Source organism: Enterococcus bulliens, assembly GCF_053761865.1.
Genome location: NZ_JBSMXK010000012.1, coordinates 35,072 through 50,881 on the forward strand (window position 1 = coordinate 35,072; position 15,810 = coordinate 50,881).

Genomic DNA, 15,810 nt, shown 5'->3' on the forward strand with positions numbered 1-15,810 from the left:
GTAGAGTAAAAATTGTCTAACAATTTGATATCGAGTAAAATGATAGAGGAGGTGGTTTTTTTGAAACCCAAATATGAAGAAATCGCCAATAGTTTACGTGAACGCATCGATTCTGGTATCTATGCAGAAGATACATTCTTACCAAATCAAACAGAATTGGTAGCAGAATTTGATGCTAGTCGAATGACGGTCAAAAAAGCGATTGATCTCTTAATGATGGAAGGGCGAGTATACGCCAGAAGAGGTGCAGGTACAAAAGTTTTAAATCGTTCGTTTTGGAATAAAGATACCTCACCTGTAGGAGAATATGACGGGCTAAGTAAACAAATGGCTGCAAAACATAAGACGTTGACTAGTAAGGTGATTTGTTTTGAAGTGATGTTTCCAAGTACTGAGGTCCAACAACGTCTAATGATCAAAGCGCAGCAACCTGTTTATAAATTGATCCGTTTGCGTATTTTAGAAGATGTTCCTTATTTGATCGAGCATACGTATATGCCTTGTGATCTAGTACCTGGGCTGACTACGGATATTTTATTACACTCGATTTATGATTATGTCAAAGGAGAATTGGGACTACAATTTGGTGGTGCGTATCGCAGTATTCAAGCGGATCGCTCGGACCGTTATGATCAAGAGTATCTAGCTTGTTCACTAGAAGATCCGGTGTTAGAAGTCGAACAAGTGGTCTATCTAAAAGATGGCCGTCCACTAGAATATTCAAAAAGTCGTAACCGTTTTGATGTACGAGGCTATTCGATGAGTAGTGTGGATGCTTAAATCGATAAAATGAGAGGATGAGTTTATAATGAAAAAAGCAAGACTAATTATTAATCCTAGTTCAGGACAAGAGCAAGCAAAAGAATATGCAGATTTAGCAGAAGAAAAATTACGCTCGATGTTTGAGCGTGTCGATATCCAATATACTGAAAAAGCTGATGATGCCACACGTTTTGCAGATGAAGCGGCACAGATTGGCTATGATGCCGTATTTGCTATGGGCGGTGACGGTACAGTCAATGAAGTAATCAATGGTTTAGCCAATCATGCAACTCGTCCATTATTTGGTTTCTTTCCATTAGGGACAGTCAATGACTTAGGTCGAGCGCTAGATCTGCCTTTAGATCCAAAAGAGGCAATTGAATGTATCTCATTCGATCGTATTAAGCCACTAGATATTGGCAAAATCAATGAGCGTTACTTTATGGATGTGGTCGCGATCGGCACGATCCCAGAGTCAATTAATGATGTCGATCCTGAAGCGAAGACCAAACTAGGGAAATTTGCCTATATTTTTTCAGGACTGAAACAGTTGATCAAAAATGAATCCTATGATTTTTTGATCAAATTCGATCAAACAGAAATCGAAGTGACGAGTAGTTTAGTGTTGATTGGGTTGACCAATTCGATTGGTGGGTTTGAACAACTCGTACCGAAAGCTCAAGTCGATGATGGTAATTTTCATTTGCTTTATTTAAAAGACCAAACGATGTTTGATGTGTTAAAAAGTTTACCAGAATTGTATCAGGGGGTCGAAACATCAAGTGAAAATGTCGGCTACCATACGTTTAAAAAAGGAACGATTGAGTTGACTACAGCGACTCATTTGGAAACAAATGTCGATGGTGATCCAGGACCGGCGTTACCTGTTACTTTAGAAATTTATGCACAACATCTACAAGTATTTTCAGGTCCGAACCCAAAAAGCGTGGCCAATTAATATGATAGATATACGAAATGTAACGACTGCAGATATTCCTAAACTAGTTGAGATCTACGGTCACTATGTCTTGCAAACCGCCACGACATTTGAGTACGAAATCCCTACACTAGACGAATTTACCACACGTGTCACACAAATTCAGCATACCTATCCTTATTTAGTGGCAGTAAAAGAGGATATAGTAGTGGGATATGCCTATGCAAGTGCGTATAAAGCGCGTAAAGCATATGATTGGAGTGTTGAAGTGAGTGTGTATCTTGCGCCTGATGCACAAAAAAATGGTATCGGGCGCATGCTTTATGAACAGTTAGAACAACGCTTACGCATGCAAAATATTCATCAAACATTAGCTTGTATCACATCTAGCAATACATCGAGTATTCTTTTTCATGAACGACTAGGGTATCAAATAGTCGGTGAGTTTCGACAAGTCGGCTATAAATTTGATACATGGTGGGATATTACATGGATGCAAAAAACATTACTTACGTCTAAAAAACCGGATAATTTTATCCCGGCAAACGCTAAAGGAGAAAGAGTATGATTTCTTTGTTTTTGCTTAGTGGAATCCTAGCTGGGATTTTAGGCGCGATTTTAGGATTAGGTGGAGGCATTATCGTCACACCGTTTTTGACCTTAGCTTTAGGAATCGATATTAAATATGCGATCGGAGCAAGTGTGATTTCGGTGATTGCGACGAGTTCTGGCGCGAGTATTGCATATCTAAAAGACGATTTATTAAATCTGAGAGTCGCAATGTTTTTAGAAATCGCGACGACACTAGGCGCGATTGTAGGCGCATTGTTGACGGGGCTATTTGCGCCTAATATCTTATATATGTTTTTTGGTTCCTTACTTGTTTTTTCAGCATATAATATGGTTAAAAAATTGATTGGCCGCAAAAAAGAAACGATTTTTCAAGATACTGTATCTCCGGTAGTAGAAAAACTTCGATTAAATGGCGCGTATTATGACAAGCAAGAAAAACGAATGATCTCTTACCAACTGACGAATCTAACGGGTGGCTTTTCGATGATGTTTGGTGCTGGGATCGCTAGTGGTCTATTAGGGATTGGTAGCGGGGCATTTAAGGTGTTGGCGATGGATACGATCATGAAAATGCCGTTAAAGCCTTCTAGCGCGACGAGTAATTTGATGATGGGCGTTACGGCTGCGGCAAGTGCGATGATTTATTTATTTAACGGATCGATTCAGCCAATGATCGCAGCTCCATTAGCAATCGGAGTATTAATTGGTTCAACGATCGGAACCAGAATCATGCAGTATCTTAAAACGAGAACGATCCGCATCATTTTCGTTCCGATTTTACTCTATTTAGGCATTCAAATGATCATCAAAGGATTTGGAGGAATAGGATGAACAATTCAGAATCAGAAATTCAAAAAATGGAGCTTTTGATTGGACGGATTTTAGCGATCGGGACGTATGTTGCAGCGGCTTTATTGGTTATTGGACTATTGTTGACGTTACGTGGGACCGATCAAGTGTTTACAGCACAAGACTTGTTTTCATGGTCAAAATTAGTGTTTGGTTTTATCCATTTGGTTCCGGATACCTATCTATTAGTAGGATTGTTTTTCCTTATTTTAACACCCGCATTACGCGTACTTGTTTCGATTTTACTATTTATTCAACAACGTGATCTCATCTATACGATCATTACGATTATCGTGTTTTTTATTTTACTCATTAGCATGATTTTTGGCATACACGGGTAAAAAAAGGGGGGGAATACGTGGCAAAACGTAAGGATTTGATTTGGAATTATTTGCAGCAGAAAAAAGCGACACAGCAAGGGTTTACGACAAGTGAACTTGCCGAACAACTCAATATGCAACGTTCCAATGTCAGCAAAGAATTAAATGAATTGGTTCGGCAACAAAAATTAACGAAAAGTGATGGACGTCCAGTTACCTATTTTTTAGTAGAAAAAGCGTTGGATCAACTAGTCGATCCTATTCCACCAGTAGAAAAATATGTGCCAAGTTATAAAGAATTGCCAGTTACAAAACCCCGCTTGTCGTTTGAAAAATCACAAGATGTCTTTCAAACAATCATTGGAATCAATGGTTCGATGAAAAACGCAGGTGAACAGGCTAAAGCTGCGATTTTATATCCACCTAAAGGGTTAAATTGTTTGATTACAGGACCAACTGGATCAGGAAAAACTCATTTTGCACATGCTATGTTTCAATTTGCGCGACAAAATGAAGTAATCGCATCAGATAAAGAATTAATCGTATTCAATTGTGCAGACTATGCTCATAACCCTGAGCTATTGATGAGTCATTTATTTGGTTATGCTAAAGGCGCTTTTACTGGAGCTGAAAAAGATAAAGAAGGCATTATTGAAGAAGCGAATGATGGCATGCTATTTTTAGATGAAATCCATCGGTTACCACCCGAAGGTCAAGAAATGATCTTCTATTTTATGGATCATGGTCGGTATAATCGTTTAGGAGAAAGTGGTAAGCATCGACAAGCTAGTGTTCGCATTATCGGAGCAACAACAGAAAATCCATCCTCGACATTACTAGGAACCTTTTTACGTAGGATCCCAATTACGATCCAATTGCCTTCTTTCGATGAACGGCCGGCAATTGAAAAAATCGATTTAGTAAAAGTGATGGTCGCACAAGAAGCCAAACGTATCGAACGAACGATCTCGTTGACTGAAGATGTGGTGAAGTCGCTGATTGGGGCAGTGACGTTTGGGAATATCGGACAATTAAAATCCAATGTTCAACTGATTTGTGCTAGAGGGTTTTTAAATCATATGTATCATAATGAAATCGAAATCACGATGGAAGATGTGCCAGAAGGTATTCGCTCTGGGCTTGTCTATTTAGCAAGTAAACGTCAGAGTTTGACTGCGCTCTCACAATATGTAGCGTCTAAATTAGTGATCCAACCAGACGATGCATTGATTGATATCCAAACTGGTTCGTACGATCTACCTTATAATTTATATGACATCATTGGTGACAAAGCAGATTTATTAAAAGCTGAAGGTGTGGATCAAGAGACGATTCACCATTTTATTTCAACAGATATTAATGTTCACTTGAAATCATTTTATAAAAACCATGGATTTTCTTTTCAATCAGAAAATAAATTAAGTGAATTTGTGGATCCTAAGATCATCGAGCTGACTAATCAGTTATATCAGATCGTCCACGAACGATTTGGGGATGCACTTGAGCAAAACTTTTTGTATGCGATGAGTTTACATATCAGTTCGTTTATGAAGAAAATCCAGCTAGGAGATATTCGCTACTCAAATGATAATATTCGTGAAATGGTTCATAGCTATCCTGAAGAACTAGCACTTGCTCACGAAATCAGGCAACATATCGCACGCTTTTTCCAAGTCGAGATTCCCCAAGCAGAAGAAGATTACTTGGCAGTGTTATTAATTTCGCTACGCAATGCATCGATAACAGGGAAAATTGGTGTCGTTGTAGCGGCTCATGGCGAAAGTACTGCGCGTAGTATGGTGGATGTCGTCAAATCGCTCTTAGGTGTTGATCAGATTGCCGCAGTGGATATGCCACTAGATATGTCGCCTAAGGTCGCTTATGATAAAGTCGTCGAAGCGGTAAAACGTGTACATGATTATAGTGGGGTTTTATTGATGGTTGATATGGGATCTTTGGCTACGTTTCAAGATCAAATCCAACGCGATACAGGAATTAAAGTACGTACGCTTGATATGGTAACCACACCAAATGTATTAGAAGCTGCGCGCAAGGCATCTGTAATCGGTAGTGACCTAGATAGTATTTATGATGCACTACGCACGTTTAGAGGATATGGTCATGTAGCAGAAAAAGCAAAAGATACCAATAAAGAACGTGTGATTTTAGCGATCTGTGCTTCTGGCGAGGGAACGGCCCAACAAGTAAAAAAAATCATCGAAACTTCTCTAGGACAGCAACATATCGATGATCTAAATGTATTGACTTTATCTGTCATCGAACTTAGCACGCGTTTAGCAGATCTAGTGGAGCGATATGAAATCATTGCCTCGACAGGCGTTGTTGATCCTAAAATTGATGCCCCGTTCATTTCCTTAGAACGTTTTATCAATGCGGACACGGATGAATTAATTGATTACTTACTGATGGAATCGACATTTGAAGCGCAATTATTAGATGAAGATCGAATGATCGATCAAGTGAGTGCTAAACAAGCGTGTCAACGATTTATGGCAGAAGGATTGACTTTTTTTAATCCAGATAAATTGATCGATCCACTTTGGACGTTTGCGAGTCAACTGCTGGAAGTATGGAAAATCCAAGATGAAACGTATGCTTTTCGTACGAATTTAGTGACACATTGTAGCAATCTGTTTGAACGTGCATTACTCAAACGACCATTAAGTGCTACAAGTGAGCAAATACAGGCGATGTATACATTCTCAGGATATGCATTTTTGCATCGTGAACTTGTAAAACTAATGACACCATTTGGATTAGATATTGCAGAATCTGAAGAGTATTATATTGTTGAAATGTTACGATTAAAAATCGATACACAATAATACACTGCTATACAATATAGCGTTTGAACGATACACTAAAACGATACACTAAAAATAGTGTATCGTTTTAGTGTTTTTTGAGTTGAAAAAATGCTGTTTAGTAGTGTATGTAATTATTGGCACGCTTCTTGCTTATAGATAAGTGAAAGGCCGATTCATGAATAGATAACAAAATTGTAAGTGTGAGGGGAAACGAGATGGTAATTCGTTTAGCGAGAATCGATGATCGCTTGATTCATGGACAAGTCGCAACGGCTTGGACGAAAATGACCAATATCAATCGAATCATCGTCGTTAGTGATGAAGTAGCGAAAGATCCATTTCGAACGGTGTTGTTGAAAGAAGCAGCTCCTCCAGGTATTCGCGCAAACGTGGTCACTATTGAAAAAATGCTACAGATTCGTGATTATTCTTTGTATTCTGAACAAGCTATTTTATTATTGTTTACGAATCCGCAAGATGTGGTTCGCGTTGTTCAAGGAGGATTATCCTTATCTAGTGTGAATATCGGTGGAATGCGATTTCAAACCGGAAAGCATATGCTTACAAATTATGTATCTATTGATGAAAAGGATCGACAAGCCTTTTACTATCTCTATTATCGAGGAATCGAGCTAGAACTTAGAAAAGTTCCGACAGATCGTAAGATTTCGTTGATCGATTTATTAGAAAAAGAGAAAAAATGACAACGATGTCAAAAAAGTATAGGAGGGAAAAGAATGGTCGGAATAATTTTAGCCAGCCATGGTGATTTCGCTAAAGGGATCTTACAGTCAGGCGCAATGATTTTTGGAGAACAACAAAACGTTGCTGCTTGTGTATTAGAACCAAGTGAAGGACCAGATGATATCAAGGCGAAAATGGAAGCAGCGATTGCTTCATTTGATAGCCAAGATGAGATCTTGTTTTTAGTTGATTTATGGGGAGGAACTCCTTTCAATCAAGCCAACAGCCTATTTGAAGCGCATAAAGAGAATTGGGCGATTGTAGCGGGGATGAATTTACCGATGGTCATCGAAGCATATGCTTCTCGTTTCTCAATGGAATCTGCACAAGATATCGCCAAAGCCATCATTAATACAGCAAAAGATGGTGTTAAAGTAAAACCGGAAGAATTAGAGCCAGAAGTTGCAGCGCCTGTTCAAGCTGAAGCTCCACAAGGCGCAATGCCTCCAGGAACTGTAGTGGGTGATGGGAAAATCAAATTTGTTTTAGCACGTATCGATACACGTTTACTTCATGGACAAGTGGCAACAGCATGGACGAAAGCGACTGGGCCAACACGTATCATCGTTGTGTCTGATGCGGTAGCAAAAGATGATCTTCGTAAAAAATTGATCGAACAAGCAGCGCCTCCTGGAGTAAAAGCCAACGTGATTCCGATCAAGAAAATGATCGAAGTGGCAAAAGATCCTCGTTTTGGTGGGACAAAAGCGCTCTTATTATTTGAAAATCCTGAAGACTTATTAAAAGCAGTCGAAGGTGGCGTGGATATCAAAGAAGTCAACGTAGGATCGATGGCACATTCAACAGGGAAAGTCGTAGTAAATAAAGTGCTTTCAATGGGTGAAGAAGATGTTGAGACGTTTGAAAAACTAGAAAAATTAGGCGTTAAATTCGACGTTCGCAAAGTACCAAATGATTCAAAAAGTAATATGAATGAGTTATTGAAAAAAGCAAAACAAGAGTTAGGGAAAGCTTAACGTCAACTATAAGGAGGATTAAGAGATGTCGATTATATCTATGATTTTAGTTATCATCGTCGCATTCTTTGCGGGGATGGGAGGAATTTTGGATGAATTCCAATTCCATCAACCATTAGTAGCATGTACATTGATTGGACTAGTAACAGGAAACTTAGGAGCCGGAATTGTTTTAGGTGGTTCACTACAAATGATCGCACTAGGTTGGGCGAATATCGGAGCTGCGGTAGCACCCGATGCGGCTTTAGCTTCAGTAGCATCTGCAATTATTTTAGTATTAGGTGGTCAAGGAGTAAAAGGGGTAGATTCAGCGATTGCTGTAGCGATTCCTTTAGCCGTAGCTGGTTTATTCTTAACGATGTTAGTACGTACGATTGCTGTACCGATCATTCACTTTATGGATGCAGCAGCAGAACAAGGTGATTACCGTAAAATCGAATTTTGGCATATCGTAGCAGTATGTTTACAAGGGATTCGTATTGCGATTCCAGCAGCCGCTTTATTATTCATTCCAGCAGACGTGGTACGTAATTTCTTAGAATCAATGCCAGCTTGGTTAACAGATGGAATGGCAATTGGTGGAGGAATGGTCGTAGCAGTAGGGTATGCGTTGGTTATTAACATGATGGCAACACGTGAAGTTTGGCCATTCTTTATTATTGGATTCGTTATTGCAGCAATTTCACAACTAACTTTGATCGCTATTGGTGCGTTAGCTATCGCGATTGCATTGATCTACCTAAATCTTTCAGATATGGGTGGTTCATCTAAAGGCGGCGGTGGAAACACTGGTGACCCATTAGGCGATATCTTAAACGATTACTAAGCGAAAAAAGGAGGAGAAAAACATGGCAGATAGAATTGAATTAACAAAAAAAGATCGGATGTCCGTAGCATGGCGTTCAACATTTATCCAAGGATCTTGGAACTATGAGCGTATGCAAAATGGTGGTTGGGCCTTTGCAATGATTCCAGCAATCAAAAAATTATATAAATCAAAAGAAGATCGTGCAGCAGCGTTGAAACGTCACTTAGAATTCTTTAACACACATCCATATATCGCATCACCGATTTTAGGGGTAACCTTAGCATTAGAAGAAGATCGTGCAAATGGAGCACCTGTTGATGATGTAGCGATTCAAGGGGTTAAAGTAGGGATGATGGGTCCTTTAGCCGGTGTTGGTGATCCAGTATTCTGGTTTACTGTTCGTCCAATGTTAGGTGCACTAGGAGCATCTCTTGCCTTGACAGGAAACATCTTAGGACCAATTTTATTCTTTGTTTTGTGGAATATCATCCGTTGGGCATTTATGGTCTATACACAAGAATTTGGCTATACAGCAGGATCAAAAATCACTGAAGATTTATCTGGTGGTTTATTACAAAAAGTAACAAAAGGTGCTTCGATCTTAGGGATGTTTGTGTTAGGATCATTAGTACAGCGTTGGGTATCGATCAAATTCACGCCAGTGATTTCACGTGTGAAATTAGACGATGGTGCGTATGTTGATTGGGACAAAATTCCATTGTCTGGTCAAGGTCTAAAAGATGCATTTGGTCAAGTAGCTTCAGGTCGTGCATTAGATTCAACTAAAGTCACTACTCTACAAGATAACTTGGATCAATTGATTCCAGGACTTGCAGCTTTATTATTAACATTAGGTTGTATGTGGTTGTTGAAGAAAAAAGTTTCTCCAATCGTAATCATTTTAGGATTATTCGTAGTCGGTGTTGTCGGCCACGTAATCGGTTTGTTATAATATAGAAAAAAGAAATGAAGGTCTTAACTCAAGACCTTCATTTTTACATAAGAGGTGGAGAGAGCAATATGGTAGAATCTATTAATTCTAAAGTTGATTTGGTTATCGATGCAACATCTTATTTAGGCATCACCGATTACGGGAAAATTATGATCGGTAATCATGGATTTGAGTTTTTTAATGATCGGGACGCACGAAAATATATTCAAATCCCTTGGGAGGAAGTAGATTATGTCATTGCCTCTGTCATGTTTAAAGGGAAATGGATCCCACGCTATGCAATTCAGACGAAAAAAAATGGGACGTATACATTTGCCTCAAAACAGCCTAAAAAAGTGTTGCGAGCGATTCAAGTCTATGTCGATCCAAGTCATATGGTGCGCTCATTGACCTTTACGGATGTCGTCAAGCGGGGTATTGTCGCATTGTTTACTGGAAAAAAGAAAAAATAAAAAATGGATCTCCTGGATGGAGGTCCATTTTCTTTAATACCAGAATAATCTAAAATTTGGTATACTAGTATAGGAATATGAAACAGAAAGAGGGAAGAATATGTATAAAATTGAAAAATTACGTGCGGCAATGAAAAAAGAAGCAGTGGACGCATTTTTGATTACCAGTCCTTATAATTTACGCTATTTGACGAACTTCACCGGAACAACTGGTTTAGCGGTGATTACTTTAACGAAAGCTTTTTTTGTGACAGATTTTCGTTATACAGAACAAGCAACAGCACAAGCACAAGGATTTGAGATCGTTATAAATAAAGGGCCGATCTTTGACGAAGTGGCCAAACTTTGTATGCAAGAAGAAATTGATGCGATCGCTTTTGAAGAAAGTTTTGTGAGTTTTGCGGATTACCAATGGTTAGAAGAAATTATTGCAGAGTCTTCATTAGTACCGATTTCTGGGATGATCGAAGAATTACGTGAAGTCAAAGATGAAACAGAGATCGAATTGATCGAAAAAGCATGTGCAATCGCAGATCAAGGAATCGCCAATACGATTAAAACGATTCGTCCAGGGATGACAGAAATCGAAGTAGCGAATCAATTAGATTTTTTCATGCGTTCACTAGGGGCAACGAGTGTGTCGTTTGAAACGATCGTTGCAAGTGGTGTCCGTTCAGCGATGCCTCATGGTGTAGCAAGCTCAAAAATCATCGAGCAAAACGATTTGATTACCATCGATTTTGGCTGCTACTATGAAGGGTACGTATCGGACGTGACGCGTACATTTGCGATTGGTGATCCAGGCCAACAATTAAAAGATATCTACCAAATCGTTTTAGAAGCCAATCAAAAAGTGATTGAAGTTGCACGACCTGGCATGACTGGCGTGGAATTGGATGCAATTGCGCGTGATCACATTGCATCTTATGGCTATAAAGATGCATTTGGACACTCCACTGGTCATGGAATCGGCTTAGAGATCCATGAAGGGCCAAATGTCTCGTTTAGAGCGCAAAAAGCATTTGTTGCTGGAAATGTCATCACGGATGAACCAGGAATCTACTTGCCAGGTATCGGGGGTGTTCGCATCGAAGACGATCTGTTGATTACCGAAACAGGAAACCGCGTCTTGACACATGCACCAAAAGAATTAATTTTACTATAAAGTGAAAAATAAAATCTTAGAATTTCGCTATAAACTAGAGTTTTTATAGCGAAATTTCTGAGAAAATGATACACTGTTACCGAAGTAAACACAATATGTGGTTCTAGTTAGAAATTGTCATGAGCGCTACTCGTTCGTGCTCATAATTAGGGACGGAGGAGATAATATGGTCGAGGAAACAAATTTAGTATTAGACGCCAACCAAGAACTAGGTGAAATTGTGATTGCACCTGAAGTTATCGAAGTCATCATTGGGGTTGCTGCAGCTAAAGTCGAAGGTGTTTATGCGATGCGTGGTTCATTTACCAATAATGTGAACGAATTACTAGGTCGTTCAGCACATCGTAAAGGCGTGCATTTGACTATCGATGAAGCTGGAATTAAGGTCGATTTATACAGCTATATGAAATACGGTGTATCGGTACCGAAAGTTGCCATGGAGATCCAGCAAATCGTCAAACAACAAGTATTGTTTATGACAGACGTAGTATTAAGTGAAGTAAATGTACACGTTTTGGCAGTAGTGCCAGAAAAAACCGAAGAAATCAATATAGCGGAATTATTTGGGAATGAAGAGGAAGAGAATGAATAAAGAGTTATCAAGACATGAGATCAGAGAAATGGCAGTTCAAGCTTTATTTCCTCTAGATGTTAACAAAGACCTTTCAAAACAGGCAGCGATCGATCATGCGATTGAATTGAACCATACGGAATTGCTTGATGAAGCAGAAGAAGCATTTGTACCTGCTTACTTGGATTTAGTTGTTAGTGGCGTATGTGTTAAACGAAATGAATTAGATGAACAGATCGGTCAGCATTTACGTAAAGGATGGTCGATTAGTCGTTTAGCTAAGATTGATGTAACGATTTTACGTCTCGCATTATTTGAAATGCTTTATGTGGAAGACGTACCAAATCGTGTTGTATTAAATGAAGCGATCGAACTGGCAAAAACATTTAGCGATGAACAGTCACGTAAGTTTATCAATGGAGTATTGTCTTCTATCAATAAAGAAATCGAGGCTGGCGCATAGGTCAGCTTCTTTTTTTTGTAAAATGGCTAAGTTTTTGTCTAAAATTGGATCTTTCGTGTTTAGAGAGTTCTATCCGTTTCTTTCCTATGATAAAATATGAGAAAGTGTAAAGGAGTGGAATGAATGCCAACAATTATTGACGGAAAAGGGTTAGCCCAAAACATGCAAGAACAATTAAGGAAAACGATCGCACAAGAACAAACGCTGAAAACACCAGGGTTAGTGGTGTTATTAGTCGGAGAAGATCCTGCGAGTCAGACATATGTGAAAAATAAAGAATTGGCTGCAACGAGAATTGGTATCCATTCAAAAATCGAACGTTTGAGTCAGACGATTACAGAAGATGAGTTATTAGAACGAATTGCATTTTACAATCAACATGAGGATTTTCATGGGATTTTGGTACAACTTCCACTTCCAAAACATATCGATGAAGCAAAGATTGTTGAATCTATCGATCCTAAAAAAGATGTTGATGGATTTCATCCGATGAATCTAGGGCATTTATTTGCCGGCACACCTGAGATGATTCCTTGTACACCATACGGCATTATGGAGATGTTTCGTGCATATGAGATCGATCTAAGCGGAAAACACGCTGTTGTGATCGGTCGCAGTAACATTGTGGGAAAACCGATGGCTCAATTATTATTGGCGCAAAATGCTACAGTCACGATGGCGCATTCTAAAACAAAAGAGTTAGCAGCTTTAGCCAAAACGGCAGATATTTTAGTCGTGGCAATTGGACGAGGTCATTTTGTAACGAAAGAATTTATCAAGGAAGGTGCAGTGGTCATCGATGTTGGAATGAATCGCGATGAAAATGGCAAATTGATCGGTGATGTCCATTTTGATGAAGTAGCGCCATTAACTAGTTTTATCACACCGGTTCCAAAAGGTGTGGGTCCGATGACGATTACGATGTTGATGCAACAAACTTATGAAGCTGCAAAACGTCAGGAGAGACGATTAAGTGAAAACGAATTATCTTAGTATTGCGGCGATTACCGCCTATTTGAAACGTAAATTTGACGCAGATCCTTATTTGGAGCGCGTTTATTTGACTGGAGAGATTTCAAATTTTAGGCTGCGTCCAAACCATCAATACTTTAGTTTAAAAGACGATCAGGCTAAGCTTTCGGCAGTGATGTTCAAGCAAGCTTTTGCAAAATTGAATTTTGAACCAAAAGAAGGTATGAAAGTCTTGGTAGTCGGGCGCATTTCACTATTTGAAACGACGGGAAACTATCAATTATATGTCGAACATATGGAACCAGATGGTGTGGGGGCTTTATACCAAGCATTTGAACAATTAAAAGAAAAGCTAGCCGCTGAAGGATTATTCAATCGTCAAAAACGTGCATTGCCTAAATTTCCCAAACGAATCGTAGTACTAACGTCTCCTAGTGGTGCAGTGATCCGCGACATTATGACGACTGTCCAAAGACGATACCCGATTGCACAAATCGTGCTATTTCCTACCGTCGTTCAAGGAGAACGTTCGGCGGCAAATATAGTAGAAAATTTAGAACGCGTGAAACAATTAGGTGATTTTGATACTGTGATCGTGGGTCGAGGTGGAGGATCGATTGAAGACTTATGGCCGTTTAATGAAGAGCAAGTGGCTCGTGCGATTGTGTCGATGCCTATTCCTGTGATTTCTTCGGTCGGTCACGAAACAGATACGACGATTGCCGATTTAGTGGCGGATGTTCGTGCAGCTACTCCGACAGCAGCTGCTGAATTGGCTGTGCCGGTATTGACCCAAGAAGTGTTAGCAATCAAAGAAAAACAACTACGATTGGAACAAGCTTTTTTACATCAAATCGACTTAAAGAAACAACGGTATCAAGCATTAGCCAATTCATACATTTTGAGACAGCCGGAGCGGCTATATGAATCGAAGATCCAAAAAGTAGATGTGATGATTCAAAGACTACAGCATGTGATCAGTGTACGATTCGCTAAAGAAAACGAGCGTGTCGCTGCAGCCACTTATCGGCTATCGCCACAACAGATGAAGAATCAAGTGACACAAAAACAGCAAGAGCAAGCCTACACGACTACACGTTTGATGCAAGCTATGACTCGAGTACTTATGCAAAAACAACAACAAGCCAATCAAACAATCCAAGCACTCGATCTATTAAGTCCCTTAAAGATTATGAGTCGAGGATATAGTTATGCGACAAGTGACACCGAAATCATTCGTTCGGTGGAGCAATTAAATACAAACGATCATTTGACCTTGCATTTAGCCGACGGACAAGCCAAGGTAGATGTACGAGACGTCAAGAAAGGACAAGTAGATGACCCAACAGACATTTGAAGCATCATTAGCTGAATTAGAAAAAATTGTCACCCAATTAGAACAAGGGGATATTGCCCTAGAAGAATCACTCACCGCTTTTAAACGAGGCATGGAATTAAGTAAAGAATGTAAAGATACGCTGACTCATGCAGAAAAAACGTTAGCGAAGATCATGAGTGATACCAATGAAGAATTACCATTTGAAGAGGATGCAAAATGAAGATGATGAATGAGCATTTAGTTGCAGTCGAGCAAAAAATCGCTCAAATAATCCAAGACGAAACGAACGAAAAAAGCTTAGCACAAAGTATGCAGTATTCAGTAGACGCTGGCGGAAAACGAATTCGCCCACTACTGTTGCTTAGTACAGTCTTATTGTTTCAACCAACTATTCCTAAAGCGGCGATCGATGCAGCCGCTGCTTTAGAAATGGTGCATACATATTCATTGATCCATGATGATCTACCAGCAATGGACGATGACGATCTTCGCCGCGGAAAACCGACGAATCATAAAGTATTTGGTGAGGATATGGCGATTTTGGCTGGTGACGCGTTACTGACATTAGCTTTCCAAGTACTAGCGAGTATAGAATTTGATGCCAAAGATACGGTTCGTTTAGTTATATTGCTGGCGACTAGTTCTGGTCCAAGTGGGATGGTCGCAGGTCAAGTAGCGGATATGCGCGGTGAAAAACGTCAAATAGACCAAGTGGAATTGCAAGCCATTCACGAACGAAAAACCGGTGAATTGATCCGATTTGCTTTATTGGCTGGTGGGATTATCAGTCAAGTAAGCGAGCAAGAATTGATACAATTAGATCAATTAGCGCGTAAAATCGGTCTTGCGTTTCAAATTCGGGATGATATTCTAGATGTGATCGCCACGACGGATGAATTAGGCAAAACTGCTCATCGTGATGAAGCATTAGACAAAAGCACTTATCCAAAATTATTAGGATTATCTGGTGCAAAAGCTGCGCTAACTAGACAATTGGAAGAGGCACAAGAGATTTTAACCACATTAGCACAAGAGAACCGTACGACTGCACCGATGCAAGCTATTCTTGCACAATTGGCACTACAGAAAGAGGCATAA

At 39.5% G+C, this 15,810-nt stretch carries 18 protein-coding genes; all 18 read left to right on the forward strand.

Annotated elements, in window-relative coordinates; translation table 11 throughout:
- The first annotated feature begins 39 nt into the window (after window positions 1-39).
- The 18 genes from ACWOEC_RS07420 (at window position 40) to ACWOEC_RS07505 (ending at window position 15,810) form a co-directional block, all read left to right on the forward strand.
- Window positions 40-780: a GntR family transcriptional regulator gene (locus ACWOEC_RS07420; RefSeq protein ID WP_297079195.1), complete on the forward strand. Its 741-nt coding sequence runs from the start codon at window positions 40-42 to the stop codon at window positions 778-780.
- A gap of 28 nt (window positions 781-808) precedes the next feature.
- Entirely contained in the window at window positions 809-1,720 is a 912-nt protein-coding gene (locus ACWOEC_RS07425; RefSeq protein WP_297079196.1) for a diacylglycerol/lipid kinase family protein, read from the forward strand.
- 4 nt (window positions 1,721-1,724) lie between these two features.
- Window positions 1,725-2,267: an N-acetyltransferase family protein gene (locus ACWOEC_RS07430; protein ID WP_455307144.1), complete on the forward strand. Its 543-nt coding sequence runs from the start codon at window positions 1,725-1,727 to the stop codon at window positions 2,265-2,267.
- A complete protein-coding gene (locus tag ACWOEC_RS07435) occupies window positions 2,264-3,103 on the forward strand; it encodes a sulfite exporter TauE/SafE family protein (protein WP_455307091.1) in 840 nt (279 codons plus the stop codon). The genes ACWOEC_RS07430 and ACWOEC_RS07435 overlap by 4 nt, the downstream gene beginning before the upstream one ends.
- Window positions 3,100-3,462, forward strand: coding sequence for a DUF1634 domain-containing protein (locus ACWOEC_RS07440; RefSeq protein ID WP_455307093.1), 363 nt, complete (start codon window positions 3,100-3,102; stop codon window positions 3,460-3,462). The genes ACWOEC_RS07435 and ACWOEC_RS07440 overlap by 4 nt, the downstream gene beginning before the upstream one ends.
- Before the next feature lie 17 nt (window positions 3,463-3,479).
- The gene (locus ACWOEC_RS07445; protein WP_455307095.1) at window positions 3,480-6,287 is read left to right on the forward strand and encodes a sigma-54-dependent transcriptional regulator; all 2,808 of its coding nucleotides are present in this window, start codon (window positions 3,480-3,482) and stop codon (window positions 6,285-6,287) included.
- Between the two features lie 197 nt (window positions 6,288-6,484).
- The gene (locus ACWOEC_RS07450; protein ID WP_297079206.1) at window positions 6,485-6,973 is read left to right on the forward strand and encodes a mannose/fructose/sorbose PTS transporter subunit IIB; all 489 of its coding nucleotides are present in this window, start codon (window positions 6,485-6,487) and stop codon (window positions 6,971-6,973) included.
- Between the two features lie 33 nt (window positions 6,974-7,006).
- The gene (locus ACWOEC_RS07455) at window positions 7,007-7,990 is read left to right on the forward strand and encodes a mannose/fructose/sorbose PTS transporter subunit IIB (protein WP_455307097.1); all 984 of its coding nucleotides are present in this window, start codon (window positions 7,007-7,009) and stop codon (window positions 7,988-7,990) included.
- Window positions 7,991-8,015: 25 nt separating this feature from the next.
- Window positions 8,016-8,816 (forward strand): PTS mannose/fructose/sorbose transporter subunit IIC, encoded by an 801-nt coding sequence (locus tag ACWOEC_RS07460; protein WP_297079210.1) that lies wholly within the window; start codon window positions 8,016-8,018, stop codon window positions 8,814-8,816.
- Window positions 8,817-8,838: 22 nt separating this feature from the next.
- Window positions 8,839-9,750, forward strand: coding sequence for a PTS system mannose/fructose/sorbose family transporter subunit IID (locus ACWOEC_RS07465; protein WP_297079212.1), 912 nt, complete (start codon window positions 8,839-8,841; stop codon window positions 9,748-9,750).
- A gap of 68 nt (window positions 9,751-9,818) precedes the next feature.
- Window positions 9,819-10,202: a DUF956 family protein gene (locus ACWOEC_RS07470; RefSeq protein WP_455307100.1), complete on the forward strand. Its 384-nt coding sequence runs from the start codon at window positions 9,819-9,821 to the stop codon at window positions 10,200-10,202.
- A gap of 100 nt (window positions 10,203-10,302) precedes the next feature.
- The gene (locus tag ACWOEC_RS07475; protein WP_455307102.1) at window positions 10,303-11,367 is read left to right on the forward strand and encodes a M24 family metallopeptidase; all 1,065 of its coding nucleotides are present in this window, start codon (window positions 10,303-10,305) and stop codon (window positions 11,365-11,367) included.
- Window positions 11,368-11,533: 166 nt separating this feature from the next.
- Complete coding sequence (locus ACWOEC_RS07480; RefSeq protein WP_455307104.1) at window positions 11,534-11,959, forward strand: Asp23/Gls24 family envelope stress response protein; 426 nt, start codon at window positions 11,534-11,536, stop codon at window positions 11,957-11,959.
- On the forward strand, window positions 11,952-12,401 hold the full coding sequence (gene nusB, locus ACWOEC_RS07485) for a transcription antitermination factor NusB (protein WP_297079218.1): 450 nt from the start codon (window positions 11,952-11,954) through the stop codon (window positions 12,399-12,401). Before ACWOEC_RS07480 ends, nusB begins: the two co-directional genes overlap by 8 nt.
- A 123-nt stretch (window positions 12,402-12,524) precedes the next feature.
- Window positions 12,525-13,394: a bifunctional methylenetetrahydrofolate dehydrogenase/methenyltetrahydrofolate cyclohydrolase gene (locus tag ACWOEC_RS07490; RefSeq protein WP_455307106.1), complete on the forward strand. Its 870-nt coding sequence runs from the start codon at window positions 12,525-12,527 to the stop codon at window positions 13,392-13,394.
- Window positions 13,375-14,730, forward strand: coding sequence for an exodeoxyribonuclease VII large subunit (xseA, locus tag ACWOEC_RS07495; RefSeq protein WP_455307108.1), 1,356 nt, complete (start codon window positions 13,375-13,377; stop codon window positions 14,728-14,730). The genes ACWOEC_RS07490 and xseA overlap by 20 nt, the downstream gene beginning before the upstream one ends.
- Window positions 14,711-14,932: an exodeoxyribonuclease VII small subunit gene (locus ACWOEC_RS07500; RefSeq protein WP_297079224.1), complete on the forward strand. Its 222-nt coding sequence runs from the start codon at window positions 14,711-14,713 to the stop codon at window positions 14,930-14,932. Before xseA ends, ACWOEC_RS07500 begins: the two co-directional genes overlap by 20 nt.
- Entirely contained in the window at window positions 14,929-15,810 is an 882-nt protein-coding gene (locus ACWOEC_RS07505; RefSeq protein ID WP_455307110.1) for a polyprenyl synthetase family protein, read from the forward strand. The genes ACWOEC_RS07500 and ACWOEC_RS07505 overlap by 4 nt, the downstream gene beginning before the upstream one ends.